We start from the raw sequence: 16455 nt of genomic DNA, 5'->3' as shown, positions 1-16455 counted from the left end.
CATCCCTTGCGAGGAATCGGACGAACGCGATCAGCCTCGATACGCACCAAGCAATGCGAATGCATCTGCTTACAGCCCGCATCCAGAGCGCGTGCGCTCGGGAATTGATAGCTGCCTTTGATTCCCGAAGCCGGTCGCGAGATACTTCAGGCTTCGAAAACTCACCGAGAACAACAACTATGCAAGGCCATCCCGAAGTCGTCGACTACCTCAAGGACCTGCTTCGCGGCGAGCTCGCGGCGCGCGACCAGTATTTCGCCCACTCGCGCATCTATGAAGACCAGGGGTTCGCCAAGCTCTTCACGCGCCTGGACCACGAGATGCAGGAAGAAACCCAGCACGCCGACGCACTGCTGCGCCGCATTCTGATGCTGGGCGGCCGCCCCGACATGCGTCCCAAGGAATTCACGCCCGGCGAGACCGTTCCCGAGATGTTGCGCAAGGACCTGGACACCGAATACGAAGTCCGTGCCGGCCTGCAACAAGGCGTGGCGCTGTGCGAGCAGCACCGCGACTATGTGAGCCGCGACATCCTGCTGGCCCAGTTGCACGATACCGAGGAAGACCACGCCTACTGGCTGGAAAAGCAGCTGGGACTGATCGACAAGATCGGACTGCAGAACTATCTGCAAAGCCAGACCTGAGCCCAGCAACGCAGCGCGGAAAAATACCGAGGCCGTCCTTGATAGACGGCCTTTTTCATGGACTCGAGGCGGGCTCAAAAACCATAGTCATCACCCGTGGCGGCATAGCGGCCTTCGCCGGATTGTCGATCTTGCAAGGCTCGCCTGCCCCCATCTTCTGGAACGAGGCTCCACCAAGATTCACGCCCTTGTGACATCCCATTGACTCGTTGACAAACGACAAGTCAGAGCCCCCGGGCGACTCGGCCATCACCGGATGTCATACGGGACTGCCGCTCTTCGTCTCCAACCAGGCACAAGCTGCGGCTGCCAGCAGGACCTGGCGAAGCAAATGCACATGTCGGACAGGCCCCTGCACCCGGGCCTGCCCTGCACGCCCATCCTCAGCGGATTGCCGTTGCGGGCGTGACCTGCACCTTCATGCTGCGCACGATGGCCGCCAGCACCACGCCATAGGCGGGAACAAACAGCAGCAGACTCACCCCCAGCTTGATGACATAGTCGACCATGGCGATTTCCACCCAGTTGGCCGCCATGAAGGCATCGGAGCTACGCCAGAAGGCAATCGAGAAAAAGGCCGCGGTGTCCAGCACCTGGCCGAACACCGACGCGGCCGCCGGAGCCAGCCACCAGGAATGGCTTTTCTGGCGGATGCGGTCAAAAACCTGAATATCCAGCAACTGGCCCAGCACATAGGCGGCAAAACTGGCCAGTGCAATGCGGAACACAAAGCCGTTGAAGCTTTGCAGCGCTTCCCAGCCATTGAAGCGGCCCTCGTGGAACAGCACGCCCACCACATAGGACACCACCAACGCGGGCAACATGGCACGCATGATGACGCGTCGCGCCGCAGTCTTGCCGATCAGGCGTACGGTCAGATCGGTGGCCAGAAAGATGAACGGAAAGCTGAAGGCGCCCCAGGTGCTGTGAAAGCCCAGCAGCGTGATGGGCAGTTGCACCAGGTAGTTGCTGGCGATGACCAGCGCGATATGGAACGCGACGAGAACGGAGAGGTAAAACGGCACGCGCGACGCTTGCGTCTGCACGGCATGAGCGGATGTCATGACAGTCCTTTTTGGTCGATGGGGGCGAGGGAACCCATGGTTGCGAAGAGTGCGCCAGCGCGGCGCAACCGTGAATTTTATGCTGTACGGAATTATCTCTGCCTCCCCCGGCCCGCTTATCCGCTCGGACACATGGCGGATATAAGAAAAAGCATAGCTTGTAGCGCCTGCCAATCCATGTTTTCAGCAGTGAATCAGCCTGCTTTCAATGAATGACAGACGCTAGCCGCTATCTTTTTTGCTTCATTCAAAGCGCGAGATGCGCCTCCTGACGGGACTCATGGCGCGTGGCACGCAGCCCTGCCCACTGCAGATCGGCCAGGACCAGCACCACGACGGCCTGCGCCGCCACCCAGGCCAGACCCCAGGCACTGAGCGCCAGGCCGGAGCCAAACACCAGGACCGCGCAGCCCAGCGCCCAGCCCAGATTGCCAAGAGCCACCAGACCGATCAGCGTGCGCGGCAGGGGCTCGCGACGCGCCATCCAGGCTGCGGCCGATGCATAGGCCAGCAAGAAAAGACCTGTTGCTGCCAGCAGGAAAGGCGGCAGCCCCGTCAGATCGGCCAGCGGCCGCTGCAAGGCCAGTTGCAGCGCGCCCGTGGCGGCGCAGGAGGCCGCATCGGCCCACATCACAAGACGCAGAAATCGGGGAGAAGCAAAGAGGGACATGGAAGACTCCTGTTCTGAGAGCAAGTTCTTGCGGCCGGCCCTGTGCCGGCTGCTGGGGCCCATGATTGTCATCCGCTCGCACAGCGTCGATAACCTCGCAGGTCATGGCCTGCTGTCCGGCCTGCCACTACGATGCGGGCATGAACTCCAGCACCGCCCCCTCTTCTTTTCATGCCGCTCATATGCCGCCCGGCGCACGCTCACCATTCGGCGAGCACCTGCGCCACTGGCGCCAGCACCGTCGGCTGAGCCAGCAAGGGCTGGCGCTGGAAGCCGAGATATCGACGCGTCACCTGAGCTATGTGGAAACAGGCCGTGCACAGCCCAGCCGCGAGATGGTGTTGCGGCTGGCCGAGCGCCTGTCGGTGCCGCTGCGCGAGCGCAATGCATTGCTGGTGGCTGCGGGCTTTGCCCCCATGTACCAGGCCCGTCCCCTGGACCACCCCGATCTGGCGGCCGCGCGCCAGGCAGTAGAGCTGGTACTCAAGGGCCACGAGCCCAGCCCAGCCCTGGCCGTGGATAGACACTGGAACCTGGTGGCTGCCAATGCCGTCGTGCCGCTGCTGCTGGACGGCGTGGCACCCTGGCTGCTGGAGCCACCCGTGAATGTGCTGCGCCTGAGTCTGCACCCCGAGGGACTGGGCCCACGCCTGGCCAACTCCGCGCAGTGGCGTGCCCATTTGCTGCACCGCCTGCAGCAGCAGATCGCCGCCACGGCAGACAGCGAGCTACAGGCACTGCATGACGAAATCGCAGCCTATCCGTTCGCCGAGGACAAGGACTCCCCTCTGCCCAGCCCCATCGCCGTGCCCTTCGAATTGCACACCCATCTGGGCACACTGAGCTTCATCAGCACCATCACCATCTTCGGCACGCCCGTGGACGTGACGCTGCAGGAGCTGGCCGTCGAATCGTTCTTCCCGGCAGATGCCGAGACACAGCGGGCGCTGCAACGGCTGCAGGCCAGGCGCAGGGCCTGAAAAGCAAAAAGCCCGCAGGACTTGCATCCTGCGGGCTTTGGGGCCGGGCCCTTGAAGGCCCTGTCATCTGGCGCCTGAGCGCTTAGATCTTGGCCGCCACTTCAGCGTACTCGGCGATTTCGTTGAAGTTCATGTAGCGATAGACGGAAGCCTTGTCGGCATCGATCACGCCCATTTCCTTCAGGTACTCTTCCTTGGAAGGCAGGTAACCCAGACGCGAAGCGATGGCTGCCAGTTCGGCCGAGCCCAGATACACGTTGGTGTTCTTGCCCAGACGGTTGGGGAAGTTACGAGTGGAAGTCGAGATGACAGTCGCACCTTCACGCACTTGAGCCTGGTTACCCATGCACAGCGAGCAGCCGGGCATTTCTGTACGGGCACCGGCAGTGCCGAAGGCAGAGTAGTGACCTTCCTTGATCAGCTCGTCCTGGTCCATCTTGGTGGGAGGAGCCACCCACAGCTTGACGGGGATGTCGCGCTGGCCGCCCAGCAGCTTGGCTGCAGCGCGGAAGTGACCGATGTTGGTCATGCAGGAACCGATGAAGGCTTCGTCGATCTTGGCACCGGCCACGTCAGACAGGGTCTTGGCATCATCAGGATCGTTGGGGCAGCAAACGATGGGTTCCTTGATGTCGGACATGTCGATTTCGATGACGTGAGCGTACTCAGCGTTCTTGTCGGCTTCCAGCAGATCGGGCTTGGCCAGCCAGGCTTCGACCTTTTCGATACGGCGCTGCAGAGTCTTGGCGTCGGCGTAACCGTCAGCGATCATGTTCTTCATCAGAACGATGTTCGATGTCAGGTATTCCTTGATGGGCTCGGGGTTGAGCTTGATCGTGCAACCGGCGGCAGAGCGCTCGGCAGAAGCGTCGGACAGCTCAAACGCTTGTTCAACCTTCAGATCTGGCAGGCCTTCGATTTCCAGGATGCGACCCGAGAATTCGTTGATCTTGCCGGCCTTGGCAACCGTCAGCAGACCTTGCTTGATGGCGTACAAGGGAATCGCGTGCACCAGATCGCGCAGAGTCACGCCAGGCTGCATTTCGCCCTTGAAGCGCACCAGCACCGATTCGGGCATGTCCAGAGGCATCACGCCGGTCGCGGCACCGAAGGCCACCAGACCGGAGCCTGCGGGGAAGGAGATGCCGATGGGGAAACGGGTGTGCGAGTCACCACCGGTACCCACGGTGTCGGGCAGCAGCAGGCGGTTGAGCCAGCTGTGGATCACGCCGTCACCAGGACGCAGGGCCACGCCGCCGCGGTTGCTGATGAAGTTGGGCAGTTCGCGATGGGTCTTCACGTCCACGGGCTTGGGGTAAGCCGCTGTGTGGCAGAAGGACTGCATCACCATATCGGCGGAGAAGCCCAGGCAGGCCAGATCCTTGAGCTCGTCGCGAGTCATGGGGCCGGTGGTGTCCTGCGAACCGACGGTGGTCATGCGAGGTTCGCAGTAGGTACCAGGGCGCACGCCCTGACCTTCGGGCAGACCGCAGGCGCGGCCGACCATCTTCTGGGCCAGTGTGAAGCCAGCCGTGGAAGCGGCAGGCGCCTGGGGCAGGCGGAACTCGGTGGATGCGGGCAGACCCAGGGCTTCGCGAGCCTTGGCGGTCAGCGAACGGCCGATGATCAGGTTGATACGACCGCCTGCTTGCACTTCGTCCAGCAGCACGTCGGACTTGAGCTGGAAGTCAGCCACGGTTTCGCCGTTCTTGACGATCTTGCCGGCGTAGGGCAGCACGTCGATCACGTCGCCCATTTCCAGCTTGGAAACATCGACTTCGATGGGCAGGGCGCCGGAGTCTTCTTGCGTGTTGAAGAAGATGGGAGCGATCTTGCCGCCCAGCGTCACGCCGCCAAAGCGCTTGTTGGGAACAAAGGGAATGTCCACGCCCGTGCCCCAGATGATGGAGTTGGTGGCGGACTTGCGCGAAGAACCGGTACCGACCACGTCGCCCACATAGGCAACCAGGTGGCCCTTCTTCTTCAGGTCTTCGATGAACTGCATGGGGCCACGCTTGCCGTCTTCTTCGGGCTTGAACGCCGCGTCGGGACGCGTGTTCTTGAGCATGGCCAGGTAGTGCAGAGGAATGTCGGGACGGCTCCAGGCATCGGGAGCGGGCGACAGGTCGTCGGTATTGGTCTCGCCGGGCACCTTGAAGACGGTGACGGTGATCTTTTCCTCGACCTTGGGACGCGAAGTGAACCACTCGGCATCGGCCCAGCTTTGCATCACTTCCTTGGCCTTGGCATTGCCGGCCTTGGCCTTGTCGGCCACGTCGTTGAAGAAGTCGAACATCAGCAATGTCTTCTTCAGCGCGTCGGCAGCCACGCCAGCCACTTCGGCATCGTCCAGCAGCTCGATCAGAGGGTGAACGTTGTAGCCACCCACCATGGTGCCCAGCAGCTCGGTGGCCTTGGCCTTGGAGATGAGACCCACCTTCAGGTCGCCGTGAGCCACGGCAGCCAGGAAGGAAGCCTTGACCTTGGCTGCATCATCCACACCGGGCGGCACGCGATGGGTCAGCAGATCCATCAGGAATGCATCTTCACCGGCGGGTGGATTCTTGATCAGCTCGATCAGGTCTGCGACCTGCTTGGCATCCAGAGGCAGCGGGGGGATGCCCAGTGCGGCGCGTTCTGCCACATGGTCACGGTAGGCTTTCAACATGGGTTCTCTCCAATGGTTTTTTGAAAAAGGCTGCGCGTGGAGCGCGAATTACAGGACTGGCGCATGTGCGATACGCCAGTCCTCAGCCTCGCCAGACTTATTTGCTGTCCAGCAGGCTGGGAGGTGGGTTCTTGCGGATGGCTTCGGCCACTTGCTGCTGCTCGGGGCTCATGCACTCATCCGCCAGACGCTGGCCGGCCTTCTGGTTCATCAGCATGGACTTGTTGGCGATCTGCAGCCACACGGCGCCAGCTGCCTTGTCCTCCAGGCGCACGGTGCCGGTGGAAGTCTTGACGGGAGACATGTGGTACTTGAAGCCACGGCCGTCCACGATGAAGTAACCGGGGTTGGCTGCGTCGGCGTTCACGTTCACATAGGCGCCCAGCTCGCAGGCAATGCGGCCCTTGTGCACGCGCTCGGCCACGGCCAGCTCTTCCGTGCCCAGTGCGGCGGAAGCCGGGCCGGCGGCCACGACGGCGGCAGCACCCGCGCCACCTGCAGCTACGGCAGCGGCAGCCTTGCCCTTCTTGGAAGTAGTGGTGGCCTTCTTGGCGGCGGGAGCCTTCTTGGCGGCGGCCGCCTTGGCCTTGGGAGCGGTTTCTGCTACGGCAGAGTGGCTGATTGCGACCAGGGGAGCGGCAATCATCAAAGTGGCGATCAGGGTCTTCATAGGAATTAGCTCCTGCAGACTTGTTATGAGTTCAACGGATTGAGGCCGGGGCAAACCAGGGTTGAACTTCAACCGGCAAGACCTGCCCCGTCTGGTGAGCGCGCTCCAGCAACTGCCAAAAATAGCGGTAGCTCGCGCGGTCGTGTAGTACACCACCAAAACTGATGGGCGCCCAATTCTGCACCGCTGCAGAGGTAAGTATTTGTGCCGCCTGTAGAACTTCGTCCTCTGCTGGCGCAAATGCACGCAGAATCGGGCGAATCTGGTCAGGATGGATGCTCCACATGCGTGTGTAGCCAAGCTCACGCGAGGCTTTTTGCGCGCAAGCCTGCAAAGCTTCAGGATTCTTGAATTCCGTGACCACGCAGTGCGAGGGCACCTTGCCGTGGGCATGGCAGGCTGCCGCGATCTCGAGCTTGGCACGAACGACCAAGGGATGCTCGAACTGGCCCTGCGCCGTCATGGCGGAAGCCGGGATGGCGCCGCCATGGGCCGAGACAAAATCCATCAGCCCGAAGGAGATGCTTTGCACGGCCGGGTGCGCGGCAATGTCGAAGGCCTGCTGCACGGCAGCAGGAGACTCAATCAAGACATGTAGCGGCACACGCTTGTCTGTCGCACGCTGCAGGGCTGCTTCGGCCTTGATGACGTCATCCACCGACTCCACCTTGGGAATCATGATGTGGCAGAGCTTGTCTGCCGCGCCGCCGGCAATGATGTCCATGTCTGCCTGGAAATGAGCATGCTCCACCGCATGCACCCGGGCCGCCACGCGCGCGCCTTGAGCCGCTCCATTCGCCAGCTCGACCACCAGACGCGCGTGCTCGGCCTCCTGGCCGACAGGAGCGCCATCCTCGCAGTCCAGCGTCACGTCGAACACGCAGGTGCCGAACTCCTGCATCATCTCTGCCTGCAGCTGCAGGCTTTTGCGCATGCGCGCTTCCACGCCACTGTAGTGATCGCAGACGGGCAGACGCTGAGCGCCACCCTGAGCATCGAGAAGCACGGTGGCGGGATGAACCAGTTCTTTCGTCATGACTTGCGCTGAGCCACCATGAAAAGTCGGGGAAAAGCCAGCAGACGCTTGCCGTCAGCTCGCTCCGGATACGCCGCATCGATGCGGCTTTGATACTCGGTCAGGTACTCGGCTTGCAGCTCCCGGGGCAAACCTTCCACGAAAGGCTTGAGGCCCGTGCTGCTGAGCCACTGCACAATCGCTGCGGCCGAGTCCATGGGATGCTGATAGACGGTGTGCCACACATCGACGCTCGCAGCCTCATTGGCGGGAGACGCCGGCTGAGGCGCTGCCAGCAGGTCGTAATACACCCCTATGGGCAAAATCTCGGTACGCACCTTGCTCGCGTCCCCGATATGCGCCGCAAACCGGGGCAGTTGGGCGACTTCGCGCATGTTTCGGTGCGAGGGTTCCTGACGGTTGTCAGGCATCTGCACGGCCAGCACGCCACCGGGCGCCAGCAAGGAAAACAGACGGGGAATCAGGCTCTCATGCCCGCCCACCCACTGGATGGAGGCATTCGCATAGATCAAATCAGGTGCTGACTCACCTTCAGCAGGTGCCCAGGAGGCAATATCACCGGCCTCGAACCTGGCCTGCGGCAACTGCTTGCGCGCAGTCTCCAGCATGGCTTCGGAATTGTCGACACCGAGCACATCGGCGCCGGGGAAACGCTCCACCAGAAGTTCGGTGGAGTTGCCCGGCCCGCAGCCCAGATCCACGATGCGGAGGCTGCGAGCGGGTGAATGCAAGCTGGAAGGTACTCTTGCCAGCAGTTCTGCCGCAGGGCGCGTGCGCTCATTGGCAAAGCGCAGATACAGCGCGGGGTTCCAGTCTTGCATAGGTTTTGCGCTGATTACAGCAGGTGCTTGACGCCGTCCTGCTCGCCTTGCAGCTCAGCCAGAGTCTTGTTGATGCACTCTTGCGAGAAGGCATCGATTTCCAGACCTTCGACGATCTTGTATTCGCCGTCAGCCGTGGTGGTCACGGGGAAACCGAACACGATACCGGCGGGGATGCCGTACTCGCCGTTGGAAGGCACGCCCATGGTGACCCATTCGCCGTTGGAGCCCAGGGCCCAGTCACGCATGTGATCGATGGCAGCGTTGGCAGCCGAAGCAGCCGACGACAGACCGCGAGCAGCGATGATGGCGGCGCCGCGCTTGCCCACGGTGGGCAGGAACACGTTGGCATTCCATTCCTGGTCGTTGATGGCTTCCTTCACGGACTTGCCGTCCACGGTGGCGAAGCGGTAGTCGGCGTACATGGTGGGCGAGTGGTTGCCCCACACGGTCAGCTTCTTGATGTCGCCGACCTTGAAGCCGCCCTTGGCAGCCAGCTGGGAAGCAGCGCGGTTGTGGTCCAGGCGCAGCATGGCGGTGAAGTTCTTGGCGGGCAGATCGGGAGCCGACTTCATGGCGATGTAGGCGTTGGTGTTGGCGGGGTTGCCGACCACCAGAACCTTGACATTGCGCGAAGCCACGGCGTTCAGAGCCTTGCCCTGGGCGGTGAAGATCTGGGCGTTGGCAGCCAGCAGGTCAGCACGTTCCATGCCGGGGCCACGAGGACGGGCGCCCACCAGCAGAGCGTAGTCGGTGTCCTTGAAGGCGGTCATGGGGTCGGCGTGGGCTTCGATGCCGGCCAGCAGGGGGAAGGCGCAGTCTTCCAGCTCCATGATCACGCCCTTCAGAGCGTTTTGAGCCTTTTCGTCGGGGATTTCCAGCAGTTGCAGAATAACGGGCTGATCTTTACCCAGCATTTCGCCGGAGGCGATGCGGAACAACAGGGCGTAACCGATTTGGCCAGCTGCGCCGGTAACGGCGACACGGACGGGCTTCTTGCTCATGGTGAAACTCCAAGATTGGAAAAAAGTGAGATGTTATGGGCGCCAGGTTGCACCAGCGTAACCACCAGTAGCGCAAGCTCCGCAAACATGCGGCAAGTGTACTGCCGAAATCAAAGCCCGGTCAATTTGTCTTATGTCTTATATAAGATATGATCTTCACTTAGCGACCAGAGTCAAATCGACTGTTTTTTGTGCATCGCATCGCGGAGGCGATACCTTCAAAACCAACTATGCCCAGCCCCCACAACACAGCCCCGGACAACAACGCCAGCCATAGCGGTGGTGCCGGCGTCTCCACCCCAGCCTTCAGCCCTCTGTACCAGCAGATCAAGGGCCTGATCCTGCAAAGTCTGGAAGCTGGCGAATGGCGCCCCGGAGAACTGATCCCCAGTGAAATGGAGCTGGCAGCCCGCTTCAAGGTCAGCCAGGGCACGGTGCGCAAGGCAATCGATGAACTGGCTGCCGAAAACCTGGTCATGCGCCGCCAGGGCAAAGGCACGTTTGTGGCCACTCACGCTGCCCAGCAGGTGCAGTACCGCTTTCTGAATCTGCGCCCCGATGCTGGCGACCTGCAGGGCGAAGGCCGCGCAGAGCGCCACATCCTTGAGTGCCGCCGCCTGCGCGCGCCTGCCGAAGTGGCCCGCGCCCTGGCCCTGCGCACCGGCGACGCCGTGATGCATGTACGCCGCACCCTGTCCTTTGCCGCAATCCCGACTATTTTGGAGGACATCTGGCTGCCTGGCAACGCCTTCAAGGGGCTGACGACCGAACAGATGTCCAACTACCAGGGCCCGACTTACGCCATGTTCGAACTCGACTATGGCGTGCGCATGGTGCGGGCCGACGAGAAAATTCGCGCCGTTCTGCCGGATGCCGAGCAAGCCCAGTTGCTGAACATTCCCAGCACCACGCCGCTGCTCAGCGTGGAGCGAACTGCTTACACATACAACGATGTTCCCATGGAGTTACGACGCGGCCTGTACCGCACCGACACCCATCATTACCGCAATGCATTGAACTGAATCCCCCCGTAAAAGCGTTGATTGCAACAGAGCCCAATCATCTGCTATGCAAATTCGGCTAACGGATTCTGCTGCATTGCAATAGAATTTTGTGTCGCTTCGCACTAGCGATTACAACGCAGTTACATCCACGAAAGTACCCTGCCATGACAGAGCAAAAAGCAAAACAGCGGCCAGAGTTCCGCAATATCAACTTCTTCTCGGACCTACCGACCTATCGCCTGCCCCTGGCAGGCATTGTGTCCATTCTGCACCGCGTCAGCGGCCTGCTGATGGCGATCCTGCTGCCGTTCATCATCTGGATGTTCGACAACTCGATCTCGTCGGAAATTTCGTTTGATTCCTTCACGTCGGTATTCGCAGGTCCCTTTGGCTGGTTTGCCAAGCTCGTCTGCCTGGCACTGATCTGGGCCTATCTGCACCACTTCTGCGCAGGTGTCCGCCATCTGGTGATGGACGTGAACCACCACGCCGTGAACAAGCAGACCGGCAAGTCCACCGCCGCCGTCGTTCTGTGCATCAGCGTTGCCCTGACCGTGGTGCTTGGCGCCAAGCTGTTCGGCCTGTACTGATCAGCGCCCAGTCAATAACACCTCACGATAAGGAAACAACCATGTCCGTGAATTACGGCTCCAAGCGCACCGTTGTCGGTGCGCACTATGGCACCCGCGACTTTCTGGCTCAACGCTCTACCGCCGTCCTGATGGCGCTGTACACCGTTGTGCTGCTGGTGCGCTTTCTGACGGTCGGCGGCCCCGTGGGCTACGAGCAGTGGGCCGGCATTTTTGCTCCCCAGTGGATGAAGTTTCTGACCCTGGCCCTCTTCGTGGCTCTGGGCTGGCATGCCTGGATCGGCGTGCGTGACATCTGGATGGACTACGTCAAGCCCGTGGGCCTGCGCCTTGCACTGCAAGTGGTCACCATTGTCTGGCTGGTCGGCTGCATCGGCTGGGGCATCCAGGTTCTGTGGCGTCTCTGATTGAGACACAGTCTCCACGATTGAAGGTTAAGAATGAGCTACTCCAAAGCAAATATCACCAAGCGCAAGTTTGACGTCGTGATCGTCGGTGCCGGCGGCTCCGGCCTGCGCGCTGCGCTGGAACTGTCGCGCGCCGGTCTGTCCGTCGCCTCGCTGTCCAAGGTTTTCCCCACTCGCTCGCACACTGTGGCTGCCCAGGGCGGCGTGTCCGCTTCGCTGGGCAATATGAGCGAAGACAACTGGCACTATCACTTCTACGACACCATCAAGGGCTCCGACTGGCTGGGCGACCAGGACGCCATCGAGTTCATGTGCCGTGAAGCGCCGAACGTCGTGATCGAGCTCGAGCACTTCGGCATGCCTTTCGACCGCAATGCCGACGGCACCATCTACCAGCGCCCTTTCGGCGGCCACACCGCCAACTACGGCGAAAAGCCCGTGCAACGCGCCTGCGCCGCTGCTGACCGTACCGGTCACGCCATGCTGCACACGCTGTACCAGCAGAACGTCAAGTCCAAGACCAACTTCTTCGTGGAGTGGATGGCGCTGGACCTGATCCGCAACACCCAGGGCGATGTGGTCGGCGTGACCGCACTGGAACTGGAAACCGGCGATCTGTACGAGCTGCACGCCAAGGCCGTGCTGCTGGCCACCGGCGGTGCCGGTCGCATCTTCCAGGCTTCGACCAATGCCTTCATCAACACCGGTGACGGCCTGGGCATGGCTGCTCGCGCCGGCATTCCTCTGCAGGACATGGAGTTCTGGCAGTTCCACCCCACCGGCGTGGCCGGTGCCGGCGTGCTGCTGACCGAAGGCTGCCGCGGCGAAGGCGCTATTCTCTTGAATAGCGAAGGCGAGCGCTTCATGGAGCGCTACGCTCCCACGCTGAAGGATCTGGCACCGCGTGACTTCGTGTCGCGTTCGATGGACCAGGAAATCAAGGAAGGTCGCGGCTGCGGTCCCAACAAGGACTACATCCTGATGAAGCTGGACCACCTGGGTGCAGAAACCATCCGCAAGCGTCTGCCTTCCGTGGAAGAAATCGGCCACAACTTCGCCAACGTGGACATCACCAAGGAACCCATTCCCGTGGTTCCCACCATCCACTACCAGATGGGCGGCATCCCGACCAACATCAACGGTCAGGTCGTGGTCTGGGACGGTCAGCAGAACAATGTGGTCAACGGCCTCTACGCCGTGGGCGAATGCTCGTGCGTGTCCGTGCACGGTGCCAACCGCCTGGGCACCAACTCGCTGCTGGACCTGCTGGTCTTCGGCAAGTCTGCCGGCAAGCACATCGTGGAATTCGTCAACGGCTTCGGCGCTCACCACGAAGTGCCTGCCGACGGCGCCGAGCGCACCCTGGCCCGCCTCAACCAGCTGCAAGACTCCAAGGACGGCACTTACGCCCAGGACGTCGCCGGCGAGATCCGTCAATCCATGCAGACTCATGCTGGCGTGTTCCGCACGCAAAAGAGCATGGACGAAGGCGTGGAAAAGATCAACGCGATCCGCGAGAAGGTCGGCTCCGTGACCCTGAAGGACAAGTCCATGGTGTGGAACACCGCTCGCATGGAAGCCCTGGAAGTGGACAACCTGATCGAAGTGGCACAAGCCACCATGACCTCGGCCGCAGCCCGCAAGGAATGCCGTGGCGCACACACCGTGTACGACTACGAGCACCCTGCCGACCACGCCGAATTCCCCCTGGGCCGCAACGACAAGGAATGGCTCAAGCACACACTGTGGGACAGCGCGACCAACAGCCTGACCTACAAGCCTGTGAACCTCAAGCCCCTGACCGTTGCCAGCGTTCCTCCCAAGGTCCGCACGTTCTAATTCAGCAGCCCACGAGAGAAGATCAAAATGAAGCGCACATTCAAAATCTACCGCTACGATCCGGATAAAGACGCCAAGCCCTACATGCAAACCGTGCAAGTGGAGCTGGACGGTCACGAGCGCATGCTGCTGGACGCCCTGGTCAAGCTCAAGGCCATGGACCCCTCCATTGCCTTCCGTCGCTCCTGCCGTGAAGGCGTGTGCGGCTCCGACGCCATGAACATCAACGGCAAGAACGGTCTGGCCTGCCTGACGAACATGAACACCCTCAAGGGCGACATCGTTCTCAAGCCCCTGCCCGGCCTGCCCGTCATCCGCGATCTGATCGTGGACATGACCCAGTTCTTCAAGCAGTACCACTCGATCAAGCCCTACCTGCAAAGCGATGTCTACGCATCGCCCAGCAAGGAGCGCCTGCAGTCACCCGAAGAGCGCGAAGAGCTCAACGGCCTGTACGAGTGCATTCTGTGCGCCAGCTGCTCCACCAGCTGCCCCTCGTTCTGGTGGAACCCCGACAAATTCGTGGGCCCGGCCGGTCTGCTGCAGGCTTACCGCTTCATCGCGGACAGCCGCGACACAGCCACGGGCGAGCGCCTTGACAATCTGGAAGATCCTTACCGCCTCTTCCGCTGCCACACCATCATGAACTGCGTGGACGTGTGCCCCAAGCACCTGAACCCCACAGCAGCCATTGGCAAGATCAAGGAGCTGATGGTTCGTCGAACCATCTGATGCTGATGACGAATACTCTGCTCGACGAACGTGAGCGCGACCTGCTGAGGTGGCGCAGCCGCCGTGGTCTGGTTGAGAACGATCTGTTCATCGAGCAGTTCTTCGCCACCTACGGAAGCCAGCTCACGCGGAGACACGCGACTGGCCTGTCTGCCTTGATGGATCTGGCAGACAACGACCTGATGGATCTTTTCTTGCGTCGCAAGGAACCTGAAGGACAACTCGATACCCAAGAAGTCAGGGAAGTGCTGGAGATGGTGCGCAAGCGCCAGCCCGGTAACTGTCCCCAGTAGGCTAGGCAAACTAGAGAAGGAAGTTTGGAAATGAAACTCGCTGACAACAAAGCAACGCTGTCTTTCAGCAATGGCGCTCCCAGTGTGGAAATGCCGGTGTACCAGGGCAATATCGGCCCGGATGTGATCGACATCCGCAAGCTCTATGCCCAGACTGGCATGTTCACGTATGACCCGGGCTTCCTCTCTACCGCCGCCTGCCAATCCGCCATCACCTACATCGATGGCGACAAGGGCGAGCTGCTGTACCGCGGCTACCCCATCGAACAACTGGCCAAGAACTGCAACTTCCTGGAAACCTGCTACCTGCTGCTGTACGGGGAACTGCCCAACGAGAAGGAAAAGGCCAACTTCGAAGAGCTGGTGACCAAGCACACCATGGTCAACGAGCAGATGCAGTTCTTCCTGCGCGGCTTCCGTCGTGACGCTCACCCCATGGCCGTGCTGACCGGTCTGGTGGGCGGCATGTCGGCCTTCTACCACGACAGCACCGACATCACCAACCCAGAGCACCGCAACATCGCTGCGATCCGCCTGATCGCCAAGATGCCTACGCTGGTCGCCATGGCATACAAGTACGGTATGGGCCAGCCCTACATGTACCCCAAGAACGACCTGTCGTATGCCGGCAACTTCATGCGCATGATGTTCGGCAACCCTTGCGAAGAGTACAAGGTCAACCCCGTGGTTGAGCGCGCTCTGGACCGCATCTTCATCCTGCACGCCGACCACGAGCAAAATGCCTCGACCTCCACCGTGCGTCTGTGCGGCTCTTCGGGCACCAACCCCTTCGCCGCCATCTCCGCTGGCGTGGCCTGTCTGTGGGGCCCTGCCCACGGCGGCGCCAACGAAGCCTGCCTGAACATGCTGGAAGGCATCCAGGCCAATGGCGGCATCGAAAAGGTCGGCGAGTTCATGGAGCAGGTCAAGGACAAGACCAGCGGCGTGAAGCTGATGGGCTTTGGCCACCGCGTCTACAAGAACTACGACCCCCGCGCCAAGCTGATGCAGGAAACCTGCAACGAAATCCTGGCCGAACTGGGTCTGGAAAACGATCCCCTGTTCGCCCTGGCCAAGAAGCTGGAAAAGATTGCCCTGGAAGACGACTACTTCGTCCAGCGCAAGCTCTACCCCAACGTGGACTTCTACTCCGGCATCGTGCAGCGCGCCATCGGCATCCCCGTCAACCTGTTCACCGGCATCTTCGCTCTGGCCCGCACCGTGGGCTGGATCGCTCAGCTCAACGAACAAATGGCCGACCCCGAGTACAAGATCGGCCGTCCCCGCCAGCTGTTCACCGGCTCCGTGTCGCGCGACGTCAAGCCTATCGCTCAGCGTTGATCGGCACATTCAGGCCCGGCTTGCCGGGTCTGACGCTGACCAAAAGCCCGCAGACTGCAAAGCCTGCGGGCTTTTTTGCGTGAGCTTGCAATCTCGGCATTTGCCAAGAAAAGCATAGCTGCTTACGCATTATTTATAATGATTTCAGATTGATATCACCATGAAATCCTTTGATAGCATTCGCTATCTGCTATAAAAATTCACGAATCAATCCGAGTCAGAAATGCCGAGCAGACCCGGAATTGGCTCTTCTATACTGCTCTTCATGCATGCAAAACGACAACGCAATCTGGAGCTGGCCCATTCCGTGCTGGACTGGAACCAGCGCCACCTGAACCGCCACAGCACACTGAGCCGCGAGCAGGTCGCCGAATGCTTTGCCGAGCAATTCGTGGTCGAGCCCAACGGCCGCCACTATGCGGCCGACCTCGAGAGCTATCGCGAGTTTCTCGAAGGCATGAAGCAGGACATGGAAGGCATTCGCTACGACATCCGGCACGCCACAGCCGACGAGGACTCCGTGGTCTTTTCCATGGATGTCTGCATCACCAAGACCGATGGCAGCGCCCAGCACTTTGTCGCCATGCTGCTCATGCGCTTTGACGCACACGAAAAAGTCAGCCTGTGGCGCGAGGTCTATCTGCCACGCCCGCAAGCAGGCGCGCAATAAGACCTCCAACTCTGGCGCGGCC

17 protein-coding genes are annotated in these 16455 nt (G+C 61.1%); 10 read left to right on the top strand and 7 right to left on the bottom strand.

What is annotated here, in order from left to right; genetic code table 11:
• The first annotated feature begins 179 nt into the window (after positions 1–179).
• Positions 180–644: a bacterioferritin gene (gene bfr / locus FSY45_RS21280; RefSeq protein ID WP_003063542.1), complete on the top strand. Its 465-nt coding sequence runs from the start codon at positions 180–182 to the stop codon at positions 642–644.
• Between the two features lie 383 nt (positions 645–1027).
• On the opposite strand, the gene FSY45_RS21270 is transcribed toward bfr, so the two are convergent.
• Complete coding sequence (locus FSY45_RS21270) at positions 1028–1708, bottom strand: 7-cyano-7-deazaguanine/7-aminomethyl-7-deazaguanine transporter (RefSeq protein WP_046462706.1); 681 nt, start codon at positions 1706–1708, stop codon at positions 1028–1030.
• 247 nt (positions 1709–1955) lie between these two features.
• Positions 1956–2378 (bottom strand): hypothetical protein, encoded by a 423-nt coding sequence (locus FSY45_RS21265; RefSeq protein ID WP_046462712.1) that lies wholly within the window; start codon positions 2376–2378, stop codon positions 1956–1958.
• A gap of 140 nt (positions 2379–2518) precedes the next feature.
• On the opposite strand from FSY45_RS21265, the gene FSY45_RS21260 reads away from it, so the two are divergent.
• Positions 2519–3358: a helix-turn-helix domain-containing protein gene (locus FSY45_RS21260; RefSeq protein ID WP_046462711.1), complete on the top strand. Its 840-nt coding sequence runs from the start codon at positions 2519–2521 to the stop codon at positions 3356–3358.
• Positions 3359–3440: 82 nt separating this feature from the next.
• Here the strand turns inward: FSY45_RS21260 and acnB are convergent, their stop codons facing one another.
• The 5 genes from acnB to FSY45_RS21235 form a co-directional block, all read right to left on the bottom strand.
• On the bottom strand, positions 3441–6026 hold the full coding sequence (gene acnB, locus FSY45_RS21255; protein ID WP_003063559.1) for a bifunctional aconitate hydratase 2/2-methylisocitrate dehydratase: 2586 nt from the start codon (positions 6024–6026) through the stop codon (positions 3441–3443).
• 97 nt (positions 6027–6123) lie between these two features.
• A complete protein-coding gene (locus FSY45_RS21250; protein ID WP_003063562.1) occupies positions 6124–6696 on the bottom strand; it encodes a hypothetical protein in 573 nt (190 codons plus the stop codon).
• Positions 6697–6727: 31 nt separating this feature from the next.
• Entirely contained in the window at positions 6728–7732 is a 1005-nt protein-coding gene (locus FSY45_RS21245) for a CoA ester lyase (protein ID WP_034356844.1), read from the bottom strand.
• On the bottom strand, positions 7729–8553 hold the full coding sequence (gene tam, locus FSY45_RS21240) for a trans-aconitate 2-methyltransferase (protein WP_003063566.1): 825 nt from the start codon (positions 8551–8553) through the stop codon (positions 7729–7731). The genes FSY45_RS21245 and tam overlap by 4 nt, the downstream gene beginning before the upstream one ends.
• Before the next feature lie 14 nt (positions 8554–8567).
• Positions 8568–9557 (bottom strand): malate dehydrogenase, encoded by a 990-nt coding sequence (locus tag FSY45_RS21235; RefSeq protein WP_003063568.1) that lies wholly within the window; start codon positions 9555–9557, stop codon positions 8568–8570.
• Between the two features lie 230 nt (positions 9558–9787).
• Here FSY45_RS21235 and FSY45_RS21230 point away from each other — a divergent pair, with 230 nt between their 5' ends.
• The 8 genes from FSY45_RS21230 to FSY45_RS21195 all read left to right on the top strand — a co-directional run bounded on the left by FSY45_RS21230 (position 9788) and on the right by FSY45_RS21195 (position 16433).
• Positions 9788–10579: a GntR family transcriptional regulator gene (locus tag FSY45_RS21230; protein WP_003063570.1), complete on the top strand. Its 792-nt coding sequence runs from the start codon at positions 9788–9790 to the stop codon at positions 10577–10579.
• A gap of 146 nt (positions 10580–10725) precedes the next feature.
• The gene (gene sdhC / locus FSY45_RS21225) at positions 10726–11151 is read left to right on the top strand and encodes a succinate dehydrogenase, cytochrome b556 subunit (protein WP_003063573.1); all 426 of its coding nucleotides are present in this window, start codon (positions 10726–10728) and stop codon (positions 11149–11151) included.
• 41 nt (positions 11152–11192) lie between these two features.
• A complete protein-coding gene (gene sdhD / locus FSY45_RS21220) occupies positions 11193–11558 on the top strand; it encodes a succinate dehydrogenase, hydrophobic membrane anchor protein (protein WP_003063575.1) in 366 nt (121 codons plus the stop codon).
• A gap of 33 nt (positions 11559–11591) precedes the next feature.
• Positions 11592–13397 (top strand): succinate dehydrogenase flavoprotein subunit, encoded by a 1806-nt coding sequence (gene sdhA / locus FSY45_RS21215; protein ID WP_003063577.1) that lies wholly within the window; start codon positions 11592–11594, stop codon positions 13395–13397.
• A 27-nt stretch (positions 13398–13424) separates the two neighbouring features.
• On the top strand, positions 13425–14129 hold the full coding sequence (locus tag FSY45_RS21210; protein WP_046462705.1) for a succinate dehydrogenase iron-sulfur subunit: 705 nt from the start codon (positions 13425–13427) through the stop codon (positions 14127–14129).
• A complete protein-coding gene (locus FSY45_RS21205; RefSeq protein ID WP_003053208.1) occupies positions 14129–14422 on the top strand; it encodes a succinate dehydrogenase assembly factor 2 in 294 nt (97 codons plus the stop codon). Before FSY45_RS21210 ends, FSY45_RS21205 begins: the two co-directional genes overlap by 1 nt.
• A 30-nt stretch (positions 14423–14452) precedes the next feature.
• The gene (locus tag FSY45_RS21200) at positions 14453–15763 is read left to right on the top strand and encodes a citrate synthase (protein ID WP_003063579.1); all 1311 of its coding nucleotides are present in this window, start codon (positions 14453–14455) and stop codon (positions 15761–15763) included.
• 265 nt (positions 15764–16028) lie between these two features.
• The gene (locus FSY45_RS21195; protein ID WP_223305779.1) at positions 16029–16433 is read left to right on the top strand and encodes a nuclear transport factor 2 family protein; all 405 of its coding nucleotides are present in this window, start codon (positions 16029–16031) and stop codon (positions 16431–16433) included.
• Positions 16434–16455: the final 22 nt, after the last annotated feature.

The sequence above is a fragment of the Comamonas sp. Z1 genome, assembly GCF_008121555.1.
Classification (GTDB): domain Bacteria; phylum Pseudomonadota; class Gammaproteobacteria; order Burkholderiales; family Burkholderiaceae_C; genus Comamonas; species Comamonas thiooxydans.
Note: the sequence above shows the minus strand (reverse complement) of the source record. Positions and strands in the feature narration are given on the sequence as shown.

Bases quoted from the DNA above. Each gene is read 5' to 3' on its own strand.
- bfr (WP_003063542.1), top strand. From the start codon at position 180: ATGCAAGGCCATCCCGAAGTCGTCGACTACCTCAAGGACCTGCTTCGC.
- FSY45_RS21270 (WP_046462706.1), bottom strand. From the start codon at position 1,708: ATGACATCCGCTCATGCCGTGCAGACGCAAGCGTCGCGCGTGCCGTTT.
- FSY45_RS21265 (WP_046462712.1), bottom strand. From the start codon at position 2,378: ATGTCCCTCTTTGCTTCTCCCCGATTTCTGCGTCTTGTGATGTGGGCC.
- FSY45_RS21260 (WP_046462711.1), top strand. From the start codon at position 2,519: ATGAACTCCAGCACCGCCCCCTCTTCTTTTCATGCCGCTCATATGCCG.
- acnB (WP_003063559.1), bottom strand. From the start codon at position 6,026: ATGTTGAAAGCCTACCGTGACCATGTGGCAGAACGCGCCGCACTGGGC.
- FSY45_RS21250 (WP_003063562.1), bottom strand. From the start codon at position 6,696: ATGAAGACCCTGATCGCCACTTTGATGATTGCCGCTCCCCTGGTCGCA.
- FSY45_RS21245 (WP_034356844.1), bottom strand. From the start codon at position 7,732: ATGACGAAAGAACTGGTTCATCCCGCCACCGTGCTTCTCGATGCTCAG.
- tam (WP_003063566.1), bottom strand. From the start codon at position 8,553: ATGCAAGACTGGAACCCCGCGCTGTATCTGCGCTTTGCCAATGAGCGC.
- FSY45_RS21235 (WP_003063568.1), bottom strand. From the start codon at position 9,557: ATGAGCAAGAAGCCCGTCCGTGTCGCCGTTACCGGCGCAGCTGGCCAA.
- FSY45_RS21230 (WP_003063570.1), top strand. From the start codon at position 9,788: ATGCCCAGCCCCCACAACACAGCCCCGGACAACAACGCCAGCCATAGC.
- sdhC (WP_003063573.1), top strand. From the start codon at position 10,726: ATGACAGAGCAAAAAGCAAAACAGCGGCCAGAGTTCCGCAATATCAAC.
- sdhD (WP_003063575.1), top strand. From the start codon at position 11,193: ATGTCCGTGAATTACGGCTCCAAGCGCACCGTTGTCGGTGCGCACTAT.
- sdhA (WP_003063577.1), top strand. From the start codon at position 11,592: ATGAGCTACTCCAAAGCAAATATCACCAAGCGCAAGTTTGACGTCGTG.
- FSY45_RS21210 (WP_046462705.1), top strand. From the start codon at position 13,425: ATGAAGCGCACATTCAAAATCTACCGCTACGATCCGGATAAAGACGCC.
- FSY45_RS21205 (WP_003053208.1), top strand. From the start codon at position 14,129: ATGCTGATGACGAATACTCTGCTCGACGAACGTGAGCGCGACCTGCTG.
- FSY45_RS21200 (WP_003063579.1), top strand. From the start codon at position 14,453: ATGAAACTCGCTGACAACAAAGCAACGCTGTCTTTCAGCAATGGCGCT.
- FSY45_RS21195 (WP_223305779.1), top strand. From the start codon at position 16,029: ATGCATGCAAAACGACAACGCAATCTGGAGCTGGCCCATTCCGTGCTG.